Origin of the sequence: Vibrio sp. 10N.261.51.A3 (genome assembly GCF_041471965.1) — a bacterium.
Classification (GTDB): domain Bacteria; phylum Pseudomonadota; class Gammaproteobacteria; order Enterobacterales; family Vibrionaceae; genus Vibrio; species Vibrio crassostreae_C.
On sequence record NZ_JBFRPK010000071.1, the window covers coordinates 23,152 to 41,668 of the forward strand.

The following is an 18,517-nucleotide window of genomic DNA, read 5'->3' on the forward strand; positions in this document are numbered from 1 at the left end:
CAGCCCTATATGGTATCGCTCAATAGCAAACCGCTGCAATAACAAATTGAGTGACTTTACGCCTTTTTACACTGTGCCGATTGACTAATTTAACAATCACAGCTCCAATAGTTGGCTTTAACGCATCACAAACAGCTCTTCGTGGTAGTGCTTTTCAATATCAAATTGATAGGTGTCTAATTCTTTTTTCAGTGATGTAGAGAACAACTCCGGCCCGCAGAAATACATCTCGTACTCGTTGAGGTCACCACATTGATTGACAATTCTTCCGGCGTTTAGCCGCGGTGAGTGCAAGGTATCTATCACGGTCAACTTCACACCAACCGCGTGTGCTAGGTGCCACAACTCATCGATTAATTGCTTATCAACACCGCGAGTACAATAAAACAGTTGAATACGAGGATGATCTCGTTCTGTTTTGAGCGCTTCAAGTGTTGCAAAAAACGACGCTATCCCGACACCACCAGCAATCCAAATTTGTGGCTTGCTTAGGTCAAAATAAAGTCGACCATAGGGTCCTTCAACCGTAACCGCATCGCCCGCTTTCACTCGTTCATATAGGCCATTAGTAAAATCACCCAGCTCTTTGATCAAAAAGCGCAGCTCTGGATCATCACTGCCAGAAACAATGGTAAACGGATGCGGGTCTTCATTACCGAAACGCAAGTAAGCAAACTGCCCAGCTTTGTGACCTTGCCAAGATGCCTCCGGTTTTAACACCAGCTCCATCACTTCAGCTTGTGGAAAATAGCGAGTCGAGATAATCTTCGCTGAGTGACGATTACGACGCCCAACCAAGCCCAACAAACTGTAAATCGCTGCGATAGACCCAGCCAAAGCAAATGCCACAGTTAGATAATAAATAGGTTCTCCCCAATACGCTCGTTTAAGCAGGATTACTGAGTGGAAAGCGATAAACAGGTACGCAACCGACATCAGACGGTGCGACAATTTAAACGGTTTGTACTTCACTGCCGCCCATAGTGACGCCACCAGTAAAATGAGCAACAAGTAGAAGCCCCAATCGCCAATACTCTGAGCAATACCGCGTAATTCATTGACCCATAACTCCCATCCAGTCAAAACAGCTTGCGGCCCTGAACCATCGTGTCGAACAGGCTTATCTAACACACCAGACACCACCAATGACTTAGGTATTTGGTACCACAACCAGTGTGTCACACCCAGTGCAACACCACCGATACCGAGCCATTTATGGACTCGATATGCTTTATCCATACCTTTCAGCCAATTCTCAACCATAGGCAAACGCATCGCCAAGATCATTGTGATGGACATTAACACCAGAGACAAAATACCTGAGTACTGAATCATGGCTGAGCGCCATTCAAAGACATCGCTTGAAGCGAATAATTGCGGTTCCATCGCAAACCAAAAGGCTGACATTGTGGCAATCATTGCCCAAATGATACTGCGGACTGTTTTCATTTGTTAACACTCATAAAGACGACATCATTACTTTAGCTCCTGTGATGTAAAGGGACGTCAACGTACGTAAATCTATGCAAAGGATCTCGTTCATTGCGCTGTAGCAGAGATAAAAGAGACAAACTGCCCACGGCCAATAAGCGCTCTTTGATCGATAAAAGCGGATTCTTCGTACATATAAGTCCGTTAGTGAGCATGCTCGAAGATAACAATAAATGAGAAGAAGAGAAGATATGAAGGACATGACCCTTTCTAAACAAGATATCCAAACAATGGACCCGCGCCACCGCATTCGTTTGGTTAACTCCCTATCTGGATTTAAAAGCGCCAACCTAATTGGTACTTGTGATAAACAGGGGCTTGAAAACCTTGCGATAGTGAGCTCTGTCATTCACCTAGGGTCTGATCCCGCGCTGCTTGGTTTTATTGTTCGCCCAGATAAAAGCCGACGTCATACGCTAGAAAACATCCTAGAAACTAAGTACTTCACCGTTAACAGCATTGGTGCTGACTTTGTTAAAAAGGCCCATCAAACCTCGGCTCGCTACCCTAAACCAGTCTCAGAATTCAACGCGGTCGGCTTAACGGCCTATTATGACGACACATTCCCCGCTCCCTTCGTCTTGGAGAGCAGTTTAAAGATAGGGTTAGCGTTCAAAGAACAGATAACAATCGAAAGCAATCAAACGCAAATGTTGATCGGTGAAGTTATAACGATTCACGCACCCAAACGCGCCGTGATGCCGGATGGCTACCTTGATTTAGAAGCGTTGGATTTGGTCACGGTATCAGGGCTTGATAGCTACCACGTAACTCAAAGACTGCACCGATTAAGCTATGCAAAACCACAACAGCCACTCTTTCCACTCACTCGTGAAGGTAACCCAACTTCATGGGAAGCTTTCGAACTCAATCTAAACTAATTTTGTTCGGCAATTTGCTATCAAAAGTGCTAACGTCCTTTGATTCCAAGAGATGCATCTCACACAGGCGCATCTCACTGAGCACACTATTCATTCTTACGTCTGTTTCCAAGGACCCTTTTGAAGTTAACTCACTTTAAATACAAAACGCGCGAAGGCCCAAACTACCGACATGGCGATCAGGTGTCTTTCATGGACATCAAACAGACCTTCGGTATGGGCAGCATTCGTGTGGGCGCTTGGGTAACAAAAGAAGAGAAAGAGCTCGCTGCGAATCTGATATTCGATTCGCTAGCAGATTTGGCTTACATCTTGGCTTTGCCACCAGAAGCAATTGGCTTGCGTGGCACATTAGGCTTAGCGTTCGGCAGTGGTGGCAGAAAGGGTGTACAAGCACACTACGCGCCAAACCAAAGAGAATTAGCCCTCGCTAAAAACGCAGGGGCAGGTGCGTTAGCGCATGAGTTCTGGCATGCGTTTGACCACTACATTGCTGAAAAGGCGTTTGAAATTGGTGATACCTCAGGCCCTCGAAAACACATTTTGTTCGCCAGTGATTGTTGGTTACACGATAGAAAAGTAAGACCTCATCCATTAAACGAAAGTTTGATGTCTCTGTTTGACGCCACATTGCTCAGCGACAACAACTTAGATAAACACGATTACGTGGCGCGCAGCGTTATTGCCGACAAAGCGATGTCTGCTCGTTACTTCTCCTTGCCCACAGAGATGATGGCGCGAGCTTTTGAGTCGGTGATTGAATCCTGTTCAGAGATCAAGAACGCTTATCTAGTCGATGGCACAACCAAGCCTGATATGTACCCCGTGTATCCTGATATGGCGCATCGCAAAGAGATTTATCAAGCGCTTCAAGGTTACTTCGCGCCGTTGGGCCGATCTTTAAGTTAATAGCATTTTGAGTCAGTAGCACTCTGCAGATTTACAGTGAGTGACATGTACCATAAGTTGATCATGTTTAATCTCTGATATAACATGTACAACAAGCGGGACATGTACAATAGTTAACTCATGAATGATTAACTATTCTGTATATATTGAAAGATTAAACATATCCAAAAACAACAGGGTAAATAAGTGATGAATATTGTTTCTTTTACTGAGGCCAGAAATAGCCTTAAGTCTGTGCTCGATAGAGTAGTAGACGATTCTGATGTTACGGTAATAACCAGACGAGATTCAGAAGATGCCGTGGTAATGTCTCTTGATCATTTTAATTCAATGCAAGAAACCTTGTACCTAATGAGCTCGCCTAAAAACGCTGAAAGATTAGCTGAATCCATTGCTCAACTCGAAGCCGGAAATACAACCGTTCGAGAATTGAATAATGACGAATGATCGAAAGATTGTATTTACAGATAATGCTTGGGAAGATTACCTATACTGGCAAACCCAAGACAAGAAAACGCTCAAGAAACTAAATAAGTTGATTGAAGCCGCCAAAAGAACGCCCTTTGAAGGGATTGGAAAGCCGGAGCCACTAGTCGGCAACCTGTCTGGATTTTGGTCAAGACGAATCGATGACAAGAATCGATTAGTGTATAAAGCAGATGACGATAACTTTTACATAATTGCTTGTCGTCACCACTATTAAAAGCAGTAAGCAGCACATAGAAAGGGCAGTAATGATCAGTTGGCCATCTTTGGTAAAACTCGACGGTGATGATGAGCTTATTTACGTCGCGTCCGAGAACGATTTTCAGGCAGAATGCTCAGACATGATCTTGGGCGAAGAGGATTACCTCATCGATTCAGTTGGCGACAGCTATTCGCTTCAATCGAGTTCTAACCAACTGTCTCTAGCTAAACGAGCAGACCAGTATTCAGTTGAAAGCGTGACCAAACTGATTCGAAATCACGAGTTCCAGAAAGCAGAAGTGTGCCTGATGAAGATTCATTTCCTGACTATCGAAGAAGCGATTCAGTCTTTGGCTTTTGAGCTACGTTAATATTGCTTTAGAGCTCGTATCAAAACTAATTCCCAAGACAGATTAAACAAAAACAGCGCCAATTCAGGCGCTGTTTTTGTTTGTTGTCTTAGCTATCTCAAAGAAAGCTAATTCATTAAGCGATAAAAATCTGTGCCAGTGCGTAGCCTAAGCAACATGCGCCTACTACACCGATTAAACCCACCGACATGAATGAGTGGTTGAAGTACCACTTACCAATCTTGGTGGTGCCAGACACATCGAAGTTAACCGTTGCGATATCTGATGGGTAGTTCGGGATGAAGAAGTAACCGTAAACCGCTGGCATCAAGCCGATAAGCAGTGCTGGGTCTAATCCTAAGCCGAGGCCAACCGGTAGCATCATACGTGCTGTTGCAGCTTGAGAGTTCACCACAACCGATACGATGAATAGCGCTAGAGCAAACGTCCACGGGTAGTTGGTCACCATTTCCACGATGCCAGATTTGAACTGAGGCATTGCGTATTGGAAGTAAGTATCCGACATCCATGCGATACCGAAGATAGCAATTGCTGCCACCATACCCGATTTGAATACCACACCGTTTGGCACATCACGCGGGTCAGTTTTAGTTGCCAGCAAGATGATACCGCCGAAGCAGAGCATCATCATTTGGATGATCACCGACATCTTGATTGGCTTGTCGCCGTCTACGATCGTTCTGATCTCAGGCACCATCGCCACGATAACAATCACGACAATTGAAAGTAGGAAAATCAATACCGCATTACGAGCCGAAGTTGGAAGTACTTCATCCAAAGAGGTCGCAGTGGTGCTTTCAATGCGCTTTTTCCACTCTGGATCTTTTAGACGAGCTTGGTATTCAGGATCGTCGTTCAGTTCTTTACCACGTTTCAAGCTATACAGAGAAAGCAAAAGTGTGCCGAACAAGGTTGCAGGAACTGTCACCATCAGAATAGAAAGCAGAGTAATAGAGTGTTGGATATCAGAAAGTTGCGCGAGGTAATAGACCACAGCAGCAGAAATTGGTGATGCCGTGATAGCTAGCTGAGACGCAACAGACGCAGCCGCCATTGGGCGCTCAGGACGAATACCATTCTTCAACGCAACATCGCCGATGATTGGCATAATTGAGTAAACCGCGTGGCCAGTACCCAATAGGAATGTCATCGAATAAGTCACGAACGGTGCTATCAAGGTGACACGTTTCGGGTTTTTTCTCAGTACCCTTTCCGCAACTTGAAGCATGTATTTCAAGCCACCAGCCGCTTCGAGGATCGAAGCACAGGTAACAACAGCGAGGATGATCAGCATTACGGTGACAGGTGGAGACGTTGGTGGCATCTTGAAGACAAACACCTCGATAACCAAGCCAATCCCAGAAACAACACCTAAGCCAATACCGCCATACCGAGACCCGATATAAAGTACGACTAATAAAAATAGAAACTCAAAATACAACATAAGCAACCTTGCTAAAAATGTGGACTAATTATATTTTGTCCTTTAGTTCAGCCTTTTACTTATTACTTGGTCACACTATGATTGCAGGCTTCCGTTAATTGTTTTTTATAAGATTATGGTCACGCTAACCGACCTGTAAGTTTATGAATTGTAATAGGAAGCTAGGCACTCAACCTAGATTTGTTATGTATGATAGCCATTATTGTGTCTGTTAGAACCGCATGACCTATCAAACATCAGACTCATAACTGAACGATATTATTCCAACGCAAGTTAATCAGGTTTCGCCTCATCTAGAAGCATATTACCGAGCCGATTGGATATATTCTTACTGAACGTTGACTCGCCTATCACTAGACACTATGTCAAAATACCCGCCCTCACGATGACAACACATTAAGAACCACGGATATGAATTTTCAAGCTGCTATTTTTGATATGGATGGGCTGCTGCTCGACACCGAGCGACTTTGTATGCAAGTTTTTGAAGAAGCATGTCATGCGCAAGGTGTTCCGTTTTTGCAGGATGTTTACCTAGGCATCATTGGTTGTAACGCAAAAACCATCGAACAGATTTTTCGAAATGGTTACGGTGAAGGGTTAGATTACCCAGCGCTGAATAATGAATGGCGCACCCGCTACAGTGCAATTGTTAAAAACCAAGCAATCCCGGTAAAAGATGGCGTGATTGAGTTACTTGAATGGCTAAAATCGAATGACATTCCAATCGCGGTAGCGACCTCCACTCAGCTTGATATCGCAAAGAAGAAGCTTGAGCTAGCTGGCCTAGATTCGTACTTCGCCTCATTAAGCACAGGCTGCGAAGTGACTCACGGCAAACCTCACCCAGAGATCTACTTGCTAGCGGCAGAACGCTTAGGTGTTGCACCTGAAACCTGCCTAGCGTTTGAAGACTCAAACAACGGTATTCGTGCATCAATGGCAGCGAACATGATCAGCTTCCAAATTCCAGATTTGGTTGAGCCTTGCGAAGAAGTAAAAGCGCTTGGCCACACGATCAGCCCATCGCTGCATCATGTATTGGCGCAGCTGCAACAAGCCGCAGCTTAAAAGCCAATACAACAAATAAAGACCAATATTAAGCCGACTCACAGAGTCGGTTTTTTTGTAGGTATTCCTTTTATAAAAGATAAAAACTCGCGCTTGAAACTGTTAAAGTCGATGTGAAATAAATGCTAGGTGATCAACAAGATTGCTAACGTCTACATAGGGAGAAAGAGACGCGTGAAGGAAAAGTTTGAAGACCAACTGCTTGATTTTGCACAACGAGAAATGACACAAGATGCAGCACACGACATTAGCCACATTAAGCGCGTAGTCAAAACCGCTAAGGCTTTGTGTGCTCAAGAACAGGCTAAGCTTGAAGTCGTTTTACCCGCCGCTTACCTTCATGATTGTTTCACCTTTCCTAAGAACCATCCAGACAGAGCCAAAAGCTCGCAAATGGCAGCAGACAAGGCGATCTCTTTCCTCAAATCTATCGACTATCCCGCGTCCTATCTTGATGAGATCCATCATGCCATTGTCACGCACAGCTACAGCGCCAACATCACACCTGAAACCTTAGAAGCTCAGATAGTCCAAGATGCCGATCGCCTTGATTCGCTCGGAGCAATTGGCATCGCTCGCTGCTTGTATGTGGGTCAGAGCTTTAATGCCGAGCTGTATAACCACGAAGACCCGTTCGCTGAACATCGTGACTTAGATGACAAGCATTACAGCGTCGACCACTTCTACGTGAAGCTGTTTAAGCTCGCTGAAACCATGAATACAGAATCCGCTAAGTTAGAAGCCAACAAGCGCACCGACTACATGCGTGGCTTTCTTGAGCAGTTGGGCGCGGAAGTTTAGCGGTTTAGAGTTAGCAGCTTAGAAAAAGAGACTCGCGATAAGGAAGAGACAAGGATATGGAAATAAACCGCTTTAAAGCCTCCGATGCCAATGAGATCGTCACTTGGTTCACATCACTCGAAGACTATGTACTGTGGGGCGGACGAACCTTTGGTTGGCCGTTAGAAGCCGCCTCCATCATCGAACGTTCTCAAGAGCCTCAAGTTGAGCTATATACCTTCTCTGAGTCTAGTGCTCTCTCTGAACTGAATTCGAACGGCAATCACACTGAACTGATCGGGTTTATGGAGTTTCAACGTATGTCAGACAGTGAACTTCGATTCTGCCGAGTGGCCATTCACCCAAACCAACGAGGCAAAGGGCTTGGGCAATCCATGATAGAGAGTGCATTAGAAGCGGCGAAAGAAATACCCGATGTCACCACCATCAGCTTGGCGGTATTTCAGCAGAATATCGGAGCAAAACGTTGCTACGACAAAGCCGGCTTTCAGGTGGTCGACAAAGAGCCGAGCGTCAAAGAGTTCAATGGCAAAACGTGGCCCTTGTATCAGATGGAATTAAAGCTCTGCTAGTTTGTTTTGATCAACAAACTGGTTTTAATTGCTAGATTCAACCCCATATCATTAAGCATTGGCTACACAGATGTAATTTGGAACCTTCAATGACCCAAGAAAAATTCGATACTATTTACCAACGTGCAGCTCACCGCAAAGGCGGAGCGGCCGAACTCGAAAAAATTGTTCGAGCGCCCCTTTCACAAGCCGAGCTATCACAAATCACCGACGATCGTTGGCTAGCCGCCTTTACTGAAAAAGTATTCCAGTGTGGTATTTCATGGAATGTAGTGAGGAAGAAATGGCCGCAATTTGAAGAAGTGTTCTTTGAATTCAATATCGAAAAAATGCTGATGCTGCCGAATGAAATGTGGGAACAAAAAGCGCAAGACCCGCGCATTATTCGTCACCTGACTAAGGTAATGACTATCCCTGCCAATGCCACCATGATCCACAATGCTAAGCGTGAGGCGGATTCCTTCTCACAAATGGTTGCCGACTGGCCATCAGAACGTATCACTGAACTTTGGGATTATCTGAAGAAACACGGCAAGCGATTAGGCGGTAACACTGGTGCCTACACTCTGCGCCAAATGGGTAAAGATACCTTCATCTTGTCATCAGATGTTGAAGCACACCTACGCAGCACAGACGTGGTTGATAGCGGTCGTAACACCAAGCGAGCACAACTGGCAGCGGGTAAAGCCTTCAACGAATGGCAGCAACAGTCAGGTCGTAGCCTGAGCGAAATCAGCCAGATCGTGGCGTACAGCTGCGGCGATAATCGCGTCTAGTTTTAGGGCGAATGACTTAAAGCTAAAGATTGCACACAGTTCCCTGCAAACAAAATGTTATAAGTCATTAACAAATAAGCGTGCATCGCACTTTCATCCGGTGGCATTGTATAGATAAATGTATACAATATAGAGTAATACTCATGAATTATTCTCGACCAACCCAACTCGACTAAACAAGGGTCCTTATCTCTATGACAGTTCTCAAAAACTCTGTCTCCAAAGGTGTAAAAACGAAAGTAACAGGCCAGACTCAAGACGATGTTGTTTACTGCCATATCTTCGACGCGATACTAGAACAAAGGCTGCCACCAGCCACCAAATTAAGCGAAGAAGCGTTAGCAGAAATCTTTAGCGTTAGCCGCACCATTATCCGCCGTGCCTTACTGCGTCTTTCTTTAGAACAAGTTGTGGTGATCCGTCCTAACCGAGGAGCCGTGATTGCTGCGCCAACGGTTGACGAAGCCAAACAGATCTTTAAAGCACGTGAAGTGATGGAAATTGCTATCACTGAGCTGGCGGTGAAAAACGCAACCAAAGCTCAAATAGAAGAGTGTAGAAAATTAGTCGCGAAAGAGAACTGTGCTTTCGACCAAGGTGACTACGGCTCCGGCTTACGCTTGTCTGGTGAATTCCACATCAAACTGGCCGAAATGGCCGAAAACGCGCCACTGCTGGCTTTCCAACGCAGCTTGGTATCGCAAACTTCACTGCTGATCGCTCAGTACGAAACGGGCAACCACTCGAACTGTTCTCTAGACGAACACTCAGGCTTACTGGATGCGATAGAGTCAGGCAATGAACAACAAGCCGTAGAGTTGATGCAAGAACACCTAAGCCATATTCGTTCGAAGCTCAACCTAGACAGCAGCACAGCTTCTAGTGATCTGCATGTCGTGTTCTCAGATCTGCTTAAGAGTAAGTCATAGAAGATTCAACATATGATTAATAACCATCATTCAACAACTTTTTGTTAACAGCTTTTTATTAACAGCTTTTCGTTAACAGCTTTTTGTTAACAGCTTTTCGTTAACAAAATTGGAGAGAAGTAAGCCTTAGTGTTTACTTCTCTTTTTTATGCCCTCTCCCCTAAAAATAAAGACGACGATCGACTCACATCCATCTAAAAATACTGTCTATTCTGCCCTCAACAACGATCTTAGCCTCTACAGAATCACTTCCCACAGTGCCATAAATCTTGCCTTTATCTTGTATACATAGCTATCCATTCATTCACACCATAAAACTGTTCACCTTCAATTAAACTCCTTATAAAACAGACAACTAAAGTCAACATTAAATTGTATACAATCTTCACAAAAGACTATTTGTTGCATTTTTGTAAATAAATAGTTGACCACAGGGTCAGGATGGATAATTATTAACCTAGAAGTCAAAAAGAATACACATGGAAATATGTCGATTTACAAGGAGGTCTCTTGATTACTTTTTTGCTCAATCAGGAAATAAGACGCGAAGATAATCTGTCGCCAAATATGACAGTGCTCAACTACCTTCGTACCAAGATAAATAAGACGGGTACAAAAGAAGGTTGTGGGTCGGGCGACTGTGGCGCATGTACGGTAGTTCTGGGTGAAGTGGTTGATGGACAACTGCAATACCGCTCGGTGAACTCTTGCCTTACGTTCGTTTCAGCGCTGCATGGCAAGCAACTGATCACAGTAGAAGATCTGCAAAATCGAGATCGCTCATTGCACCCAGTGCAAAAAGCGGTGGTTGATTTTCACGGTTCACAGTGTGGTTACTGCACGCCGGGCTTCATCATGTCGATGTTTGCGCTAGGCAAAAACAAACCCGATGCGAGCAAAGAAGACGTCATGGAATCACTGGCGGGTAACCTATGTCGTTGTACAGGCTACCGACCAATTGTTGATGCTGCGATGTCACTTTCAACAGACCAACCTTTGATCGACCAATTTGCTGAACTTGAACGCAACACCATCAAGAAGCTAGAAAGCATTCAAGACACTGAGGCCAACTTACGCCTTGGTCACCTCACCGCTTTTTCCCCAAAAAGCACCGATGAGTTGGCCAAGCTTTTTCAAGCCCACCCGAACGCTAAGCTGGTTGCTGGCGGTACGGATTTAGCGCTGGAAGTGACGCAATTCCATCGTGAGATTGAAACACTGATCAGCGTGAACCTTGTTGAAGACATGAAGGTATGTGAAGAGACCGACACCGATCTAATCATTGGTGCCAACCTGCCTATCAGTGATTCTTACTCACTATTGAAAAAACACTACCCAGATTTTGGTGAACTGCTGCATCGCTTTGCTTCACTGCAAGTGCGTAACCAAGGCACCATCGGCGGTAATGTAGCGAATGCTTCGCCTATCGGTGACACCCCTCCTCTGCTGATTGCCCTTAACGCAAAGATCAAACTTCGTTGCGGTGACGAGTCACGCACCATGCCGATTGAAGATTACTTCATCAGCTACAAAGTGACGGCGCAAAAAGAGAGTGAGTTCATTGAACAGATCATCATTCCTAAGCCAACTAACGACAGCTTCCGAGCTTACAAACTGTCTAAACGTTTAGACGACGACATCTCTGCGGTGTGTGGTGCGTTTGATATTCAAATCGAAGACGGCAAGGTTTCTTACGCTCGTATCGCTTTCGGCGGTATGGCTGCAACACCTAAGCGCGCGGCGCGTTGTGAAAATACGTTATTAGGCAAACCATGGACAGACGCTAATATTAAGTTAGCGATGCAGGAACTGTATAACGACTTTGAGCCGCTATCTGATTTCCGTGCCAGCCAAGAATACCGTTCATTGTCGGCAGCCAATATGTTGCGTCGTTACTTCATTGAACAGCAGAACAAAAACAACCAAATCGAAACAAGGGTAACGTCTTATGTCTAAATCAAATTCCTCTGTTCACAAGAGCAATGCGATGACCCACGAAGAGATGGTTACCATTGCAAAACAAGACCTAAAAACTGGCGTAGGTAAAAGCGTAAAACACGACAGTGCAGCCAAGCAAGTCACGGGCGAAGCGGTATACATTGACGACCGCCTAGAGTTCCCAAATCAGCTGCACGTCTACGCACGCCTGAGCACTCAAGCACACGCGAACATTACCAATATAGATTTATCACCGTGTTACGAATTTGAAGGCGTGGCGATTGCCATTCAAGCCAAAGACGTACCAGGTGAATTGGACATTGGTGCAATCCTACCGGGCGACCCACTGCTTGCCGATGGCAAAGTAGAATACTACGGCCAACCTGTGATTGCTGTGGCAGCTAACGATCTAGAAACCGCACGCAAAGCCGCGCACGCAGCCGTTATTGAATACGAAGAGCTACCAGCCATTCTTGATGTGAAAGAAGCGCTGGCAAAAGAGCACTTCGTAACAGAAAGCCACACTCAACAGCGTGGTGACTCAAAAGCAGCACTGAAAAAAGCGAAACACGTGATCTCTGGTGACCTAGAGATCGGTGGCCAAGAGCACTTCTATCTAGAAACTCAAATCAGTAGTGTAATGCCAACCGAAGACGGCGGCATGATCGTCTACACCTCTACACAGAACCCGACCGAAGTTCAAAAGCTGGTTGCGGAAGTGATTGGCGTGCCGATGCACAAAGTCGTGATTGATATGCGTCGTATGGGTGGTGGTTTCGGTGGTAAAGAGACTCAAGCAGCCTCTCCAGCCTGTATGGCTGCGGTGATTGCCCACCTTACAGGCCGACCGACCAAAATGCGTCTGCTGCGTAATGAAGACATGCAGCAAACAGGTAAACGCCACCCGTTCTACAATCAATATACAGTCGGTTTTGACGACAACGGTGTGATTCAAGGTGCCGACATTACCGTTGCAGGTAACTGTGGTTACTCACCAGACTTATCAAGTTCTATTGTCGACCGCGCGATGTTCCACTCAGACAACGCTTATTATCTAGGCGATGCAACTGTGGTCGGTCATCGATGCAAAACCAATACCGCATCGAACACCGCTTACCGTGGCTTTGGTGGCCCGCAAGGCATGATGACGATTGAACACATCATGGACGAGATTGCGCGTTACCTGAAAAAAGATCCTTTGGAAGTACGTAAAGCGAACTACTACGGCGAAGAAGGCCGTAATGTGACCCATTACTACCAAACCGTTGAAGACAACTTTTTACCTGAGATAACCGAACAGCTTGAACGCAGCAGTGACTATCACGCACGTCGTAAAGAAATCGCTGAGTTCAACAGGCAAAGCCCTATCTTGAAGAAAGGCCTTGCTATCACACCAGTGAAATTCGGCATCTCGTTTACTGCGACTTTCTTGAACCAAGCAGGTGCGCTCATCCATATCTACACCGATGGCAGTATTCATTTGAATCACGGTGGTACGGAAATGGGGCAAGGCTTGAACATCAAAGTGGCACAAATCGTTGCACAGGAGTTCCAAGTCGATGTCGAACGTATCCAGATCACCGCTACAAACACAGACAAAGTTCCGAACACATCACCAACCGCAGCCTCATCGGGCGCCGACCTCAACGGTAAGGCCGCGCAAAACGCCGCAATAACCATTAAGCAGCGCCTGATCGACTTCGCTTCTTCGCACTTCAAAGTGTGGCCTGAAGAAGTGGTGTTTAAAAACGGCATGGTGCAGATCCGCGACGAAATCATGACCTTCAACTCATTTGTTGAACTGGCTTGGTTCAACCAAATCTCGCTATCAAGCACTGGCTTCTATCGCACTCCGAAGATCTATTACGATCACGAGAAGGCGCGTGGTCGTCCGTTCTACTACTACGCCTATGGTGCTTCTTGTTCAGAAGTCATCATCGATACCCTGACTGGCGAGAACAAGATTCTGCGTGTCGATATTCTGCATGACGTAGGCGCTTCATTGAACCCGGCGATTGATATCGGCCAAGTCGAAGGTGGCTTTGTACAAGGTGTCGGTTGGTTAACAACGGAAGAGTTGGTGTGGAACCAGCAAGGCCGCTTAATGACCAACGGCCCTGCAAGCTACAAAATCCCTGCGATTGCTGATATGCCAATTGATTTCAGAACGCACCTTTTGGAAAACCGCAGCAACCCAGAAGACACAGTATTCAACTCGAAAGCCGTGGGTGAGCCACCTTTCATGTTGGGTATGTCGGTATGGAGTGCATTGAAAGATGCGATTAGCTACGTGGCCGTTGATGGAGCGATTCCTAAGCTCAACACACCAGCAACGCCAGAGCGTATTTTGATGGCGATTCAGGAAGTCTCTGAAACAGCCCCGACTTCGGTCGATGCTCAATCAGAAACGGCTTAGAGCTGACAGATATGGCATAGGGCGTAATAAACAGCTTAGGAAGCACAGAAGGGATTTAGGAGGACATATGTTTAAGGATAATTGGATTCACGAACTGGCAAAGCTGGAAGAGAGCTACGAACCATGTGTCATGGTGACAGTGCTTGAAGACAGAGGCTCAGTGCCACGTGATGCGGGCACCAAGATGCTTGTCACTCGTGACCGAATCATCGCTACGATTGGTGGTGGTCACCTTGAACATGTGGCCACTAAAATGGCTCGAGAGATGCTGATTGCCAGTGAAAAGTCGCTCAAAGTGGAACGTTTTAACCTAGGCGCTCGTTTGGGCCAGTGTTGTGGCGGAATGGCAACATTAAGCTTTGAACCGATTGGCACTCAGCAAAACCACCTTGTGCTATTCGGCGCAGGCCATGTTGCCAAAGCGCTGCTGCACATTGTCGCAACCCTGCCCTTCCGTGTGACCTGGATTGATGAACGTGAAGAAGTATTCCCTGAAGCGCTGCCACACGGTGTGAAGAAGCTTGTCTCAGACGATCCGGTTGGCGAAGTGAAACACATGCAACCAAACAGTTATTACCTTGTGATGACGCACAACCACCAGCTCGATTTTGACCTAACCAAAGCCATTATTGACCGTGAAGACAGCCGTTACTTTGGCATGATCGGCTCGCTTACCAAGCGTAAGAAGTTCGACTTCCGCTTAGAGCAGCGCGGCTACAGCCAAGAACAAATCGAAACCATGCTTTGCCCGATTGGCATTAGCGCCGTGAATGGCAAACATCCTGCCGAAATTGCGGTATCGGTTGCGGGTGAACTGATCGCACACTATCAAGGCCAAGCGCTTGAACAAAAGCGCCCAACCAAACAATATCGAAATCAGGGTTTGACCGATCAACACAGTCAACCAAGCGACGTAGGCGAACCACCATTGGAAGAGAAGATCGCCTAACACAAGTCGCAAAGCTTCAGTGGCCATAACGTCGCTGAAGTCATTAAAAGGAAGTAAACATGACAACGCAACGCAAAGCTTATCGCGCCAGTATTTTACACAGCGTCGCCGACCCAAAAGACGTCGGCATCGATGAGTCTTACGACTATTTTGAAGACGGTGTTTTAGTGGTTGAGAACGGCCATGTCGTCGACTTGGGCCATGTCGACGAGGTATTGGCTCGCCAACCTAAAACACTCGAAGTCAAAGAATACAAAGACAAGCTGATCACCTCTGGCTTTATTGATACGCACATCCACTACCCTCAAACAGGGATGATCGCGTCTTACGGTGAGCAACTTCTTGATTGGTTAGAGAACTACACCTTCCCAGAAGAAAAGCGCTTCAAAAACCCAGTCTACGCACACAAAGTGGCGAAGCTATTCCTAGACGAATTAGCAAGTAACGGTACCACCACGGCACTCGTGTTCGGCACGGTACACAAAGAGTCGGTTAACGTTTTCTTTGAAGAAGCGGAGAAGCGCAACCTACGTATGATCGCGGGTAAGGTTTTGATGGATCGCAATGCGCCTGATTACCTCACCGACACGCCAGAATCTGGCTACGCCGACTCCAAAGAACTGATTGAGAAATGGCACAACCGCAGCCGTTTGCTTTATGCCGTGACACCTCGTTTCGCGCCAACCAGTACACCAGAACAATTGGCTACCGTTGGTAAATTGCTAGAAGAGTACCCAGATGTGTATATGCACACGCACCTTTCTGAAAACGAGAAAGAGATTGAATGGGTAAAAGAACTGTTCCCAGAGCGCGACAGCTATTTGGATGTGTATGACCACTATGGCCTACTGCACAAACGTTCGGTTTTCGCCCATGGCATTCACTTGTCTGATTGCGAATGTAAGCGCCTAGCCGACACGGAATCTGCCATTGCTTTCTGCCCGACCTCTAACCTGTTCTTAGGCTCAGGTTTATTCCGATTACCAGAAATGGAAGAGCACGGCATTCGTGTTGGTATGGGGACTGATGTCGGCGCAGGCACTAGCTTCTCCATCCTGCAGACCATGAGTGAAGCGTACAAGATCATGCAGCTTCAACATAAGAAATTGCACCCAGCTAAGTCGCTATTCTTAGCCACATTAGGTGGTGCACGTTCACTGCATTTAGAAGACAAGATTGGCAACTTTGAAGTAGGAAAAGAAGCCGATTTCGTGGTGTTGGACTTACACGCCACACAATTGATGCGCTTTAGAATGGAACAAGCGACCAAGCTTGAAGAGAAGCTATTTGTATTGATGAGCCTAGGTGACGACAGAACCGTCAGCGAGACTTACATCTACGGCGAGAAAGCCTACGATGTGAATTTCAAAGATTATCAAAAGCTCGTTAGCTAGACTGAAAACCGAGTAACAATCGCTAGACAGCGACAGCCGTCGTTCATTAAAAATCCGTCCAGATTTATCTAGCCTTGAAAGACCAGTTGCTGATGCCACTGGTCTTTTTTGTGCTTCATTCAAAGAAATATAAATTAACCGTTCACAAACAACGATCTTCGGTGACGCCAAGTCATTATATTGATAGGTTAATGTTTATACATATCGACTTCATACTTCACTTTAGCGTCTCTCTAAAACATTCGTTTCTCAGCTAAATGGAAGCACTCAATCTAGAAAGGAATTCTATGTTCGAACAGGTCGTCAGCATTCTGTTTCCCGTTTTTGCTTTAGCCAGTGCTGGCTTTGCGGTCGGCCGTTGGCTCAAACCCGATTTCAAACCGATCAATCGTATCAACATGGATGTTTGTATTCCTGCTTTGGTGTTTGCATCCCTGACCACCATGCCCCTCGACACCGAGCAACTGCCACTGATCTCTGCCTCTTTGGTGGCAGTGCTAGTGCCAGCACTGTTGATGATTCCGATCTGTAAACTGTTTAAGCTCAACTTCAAAGCTTGGGCGCCACCACATATGTTCCGCAACAGTGGCAACCTCGCGATTCCCCTATTCACGTATACCTTTGGTGAGAGTGCATTAGCCCCTGCGGTATTGCTGTTTGTGGTATCGGCATGCGTGCACATTAGTGTCGGTTTAGCGCTATTGAGTGAAGGTAATCCGCTCAAACAGATCCTCAAGATGCCGATATTCTTAGCCGCCGCATTAGCGATGACGTTGAACCTATCTGGCATTGCGGTTTGGAATCCTATCTACGAAGCCACTTCACTGCTTGGACAAGCAGCCGTGCCTATCATGCTGTTGTCGTTGGGTTCGCAAATGGTGAACTTGAAGCTAAGCGGACTCAAAGTTGGCTTGCTGTGTACGGCTCAATCGCTGTTTACTGGTGCCATCGCCTTCGCCATCATCTACTTCTTTATCCCGCTGCCAACGCTGCACCTACAAATGATGGTGCTGTTCACCATGCTGCCACCTGCCGTGATGAACTACCTGTTCGCTGAACGGTTCAATGTCGAGCCGCCTAAAGTCGCATCTATGGTGTTGTTCGGCAACTTCCTAAGTGTGGTTACCTTGCCTATTTTACTGTCGTTCGCGCTGTCTATGTCGAGTTAATTGTTTACGCACTTATCCAGTTTAAGCTCTGCCGTCACTTTAGTAAGGCGCAGAGCAATAGCGAAACAGACTAAGTAAGGACTCACATACCAGAAGAGGCTTTCTAATGGCTGCTTCACCTGCGCTTCTCTGGTTTTTATGTATTGGTTTTTCTGCTTCTCATACTGACTCAGCATACCATCCACCCACACGGCATCGCTTTCAACCAGCGACACGCTCGGCGCAGGAACCGTAAAATCCGATGCGTTGGGTAACAAGGTGAAATCGACATCTTTGAACGTGATCGCCGTGTTCAAATACCATAAACACGCCTCATGGTGTTGCCCGTGAGAGTCCAAAGATGGCTGACCTGTACAGATGTCGCTTCTTAATTTATCCAAAGAAAACTGCTGAACCGATTCTAAAATCGCCACCGCTCTAGTTTGTTCGGTTTCAACCCAATCACCCGCTACTTTCGCACGAATCTCAGACACTGCACCCAGCATCCCGATACCCGCCAAGAACGGCCATAAATAATCCATAAGCTTCCATTTGCGTCGGCTCAAGTTGAACCCACACCAAATCGGAAGATGAAAAAGGAGCGTTAGCCCAAGCGATAGCAAAACGAAATTCAAAGAGCTAGAGAGCATGAGTTCGCTATCAAAGAAGTTCTTCATAATGAGAGACTTGCCTGTATAACAAAGAGAAATTTGATACTAAATTCGATATTTGAAAAGAGT

General features: G+C 46.1%; 18 protein-coding genes. 15 read left to right on the forward strand and 3 right to left on the reverse strand.

All coding sequences use genetic code 11. The features are described from left to right. Positions 1–117: 117 nt before the first annotated feature. Positions 118–1,449, reverse strand: coding sequence for a ferric reductase-like transmembrane domain-containing protein (locus tag AB4371_RS17195; protein ID WP_102398060.1), 1,332 nt, complete (start codon positions 1,447–1,449; stop codon positions 118–120). A 233-nt stretch (positions 1,450–1,682) separates the two neighbouring features. Between AB4371_RS17195 and AB4371_RS17200 the strand changes: the two genes are divergently transcribed. The 5 genes from AB4371_RS17200 to AB4371_RS17220 all read left to right on the forward strand — a co-directional run bounded on the left by AB4371_RS17200 (position 1,683) and on the right by AB4371_RS17220 (position 4,339). Then, positions 1,683–2,372 carry a flavin reductase family protein gene (locus AB4371_RS17200; protein WP_017061618.1) on the forward strand — a complete coding sequence of 230 codons (690 nt, stop codon included), beginning with the start codon at positions 1,683–1,685 and terminating at the stop codon, positions 2,370–2,372. A gap of 120 nt (positions 2,373–2,492) precedes the next feature. After that, complete coding sequence (locus AB4371_RS17205; protein WP_102398061.1) at positions 2,493–3,281, forward strand: CLCA_X family protein; 789 nt, start codon at positions 2,493–2,495, stop codon at positions 3,279–3,281. Positions 3,282–3,470: 189 nt separating this feature from the next. Continuing rightward, positions 3,471–3,728: a type II toxin-antitoxin system Phd/YefM family antitoxin gene (locus tag AB4371_RS17210; RefSeq protein ID WP_017061616.1), complete on the forward strand. Its 258-nt coding sequence runs from the start codon at positions 3,471–3,473 to the stop codon at positions 3,726–3,728. Continuing rightward, positions 3,718–3,984 (forward strand): Txe/YoeB family addiction module toxin, encoded by a 267-nt coding sequence (locus AB4371_RS17215; protein ID WP_017069754.1) that lies wholly within the window; start codon positions 3,718–3,720, stop codon positions 3,982–3,984. The genes AB4371_RS17210 and AB4371_RS17215 overlap by 11 nt, the downstream gene beginning before the upstream one ends. A gap of 31 nt (positions 3,985–4,015) precedes the next feature. Further along, positions 4,016–4,339 carry a DUF4144 domain-containing protein gene (locus AB4371_RS17220; RefSeq protein WP_017092264.1) on the forward strand — a complete coding sequence of 108 codons (324 nt, stop codon included), beginning with the start codon at positions 4,016–4,018 and terminating at the stop codon, positions 4,337–4,339. Positions 4,340–4,454: 115 nt separating this feature from the next. Here AB4371_RS17220 and AB4371_RS17225 read toward each other — a convergent pair whose 3' ends face one another. Continuing rightward, on the reverse strand, positions 4,455–5,783 hold the full coding sequence (locus AB4371_RS17225; protein ID WP_004732879.1) for an anaerobic C4-dicarboxylate transporter: 1,329 nt from the start codon (positions 5,781–5,783) through the stop codon (positions 4,455–4,457). Positions 5,784–6,194: 411 nt separating this feature from the next. Here AB4371_RS17225 and AB4371_RS17230 point away from each other — a divergent pair, with 411 nt between their 5' ends. The 10 genes from AB4371_RS17230 to AB4371_RS17275 all read left to right on the forward strand — a co-directional run bounded on the left by AB4371_RS17230 (position 6,195) and on the right by AB4371_RS17275 (position 17,798). Next, positions 6,195–6,854, forward strand: a complete 660-nt coding sequence (locus AB4371_RS17230; RefSeq protein WP_017071658.1) for an HAD family phosphatase — start codon at positions 6,195–6,197, stop codon at positions 6,852–6,854. A 174-nt stretch (positions 6,855–7,028) separates the two neighbouring features. After that, a complete protein-coding gene (locus AB4371_RS17235; protein ID WP_017071659.1) occupies positions 7,029–7,655 on the forward strand; it encodes an HD domain-containing protein in 627 nt (208 codons plus the stop codon). 56 nt (positions 7,656–7,711) lie between these two features. Beyond that, positions 7,712–8,227, forward strand: coding sequence for a GNAT family N-acetyltransferase (locus tag AB4371_RS17240; protein ID WP_372150391.1), 516 nt, complete (start codon positions 7,712–7,714; stop codon positions 8,225–8,227). 89 nt (positions 8,228–8,316) lie between these two features. Next, positions 8,317–9,003, forward strand: a complete 687-nt coding sequence (locus tag AB4371_RS17245) for a DNA-3-methyladenine glycosylase I (RefSeq protein WP_017067459.1) — start codon at positions 8,317–8,319, stop codon at positions 9,001–9,003. A 194-nt stretch (positions 9,004–9,197) separates the two neighbouring features. Further along, positions 9,198–9,932: a GntR family transcriptional regulator gene (locus AB4371_RS17250; protein ID WP_017061609.1), complete on the forward strand. Its 735-nt coding sequence runs from the start codon at positions 9,198–9,200 to the stop codon at positions 9,930–9,932. 510 nt (positions 9,933–10,442) lie between these two features. After that, positions 10,443–11,888 (forward strand): xanthine dehydrogenase small subunit, encoded by a 1,446-nt coding sequence (gene xdhA, locus AB4371_RS17255; RefSeq protein WP_032549154.1) that lies wholly within the window; start codon positions 10,443–10,445, stop codon positions 11,886–11,888. After that, complete coding sequence (xdhB, locus tag AB4371_RS17260) at positions 11,881–14,286, forward strand: xanthine dehydrogenase molybdopterin binding subunit (RefSeq protein WP_108180032.1); 2,406 nt, start codon at positions 11,881–11,883, stop codon at positions 14,284–14,286. Before xdhA ends, xdhB begins: the two co-directional genes overlap by 8 nt. Positions 14,287–14,353: 67 nt before the next feature. Next, the gene (gene xdhC / locus AB4371_RS17265; protein WP_372100804.1) at positions 14,354–15,235 is read left to right on the forward strand and encodes a xanthine dehydrogenase accessory protein XdhC; all 882 of its coding nucleotides are present in this window, start codon (positions 14,354–14,356) and stop codon (positions 15,233–15,235) included. A 59-nt stretch (positions 15,236–15,294) separates the two neighbouring features. Beyond that, positions 15,295–16,629, forward strand: a complete 1,335-nt coding sequence (gene guaD, locus AB4371_RS17270; protein WP_372150392.1) for a guanine deaminase — start codon at positions 15,295–15,297, stop codon at positions 16,627–16,629. Positions 16,630–16,916: 287 nt separating this feature from the next. Continuing rightward, positions 16,917–17,798 (forward strand): AEC family transporter, encoded by an 882-nt coding sequence (locus tag AB4371_RS17275; protein ID WP_372150393.1) that lies wholly within the window; start codon positions 16,917–16,919, stop codon positions 17,796–17,798. On the opposite strand, the gene AB4371_RS17280 is transcribed toward AB4371_RS17275, so the two are convergent. Further along, the gene (locus AB4371_RS17280; RefSeq protein WP_136982328.1) at positions 17,795–18,319 is read right to left on the reverse strand and encodes a hypothetical protein; all 525 of its coding nucleotides are present in this window, start codon (positions 18,317–18,319) and stop codon (positions 17,795–17,797) included. The genes AB4371_RS17275 and AB4371_RS17280 overlap by 4 nt on opposite strands. Positions 18,320–18,517: the final 198 nt, after the last annotated feature.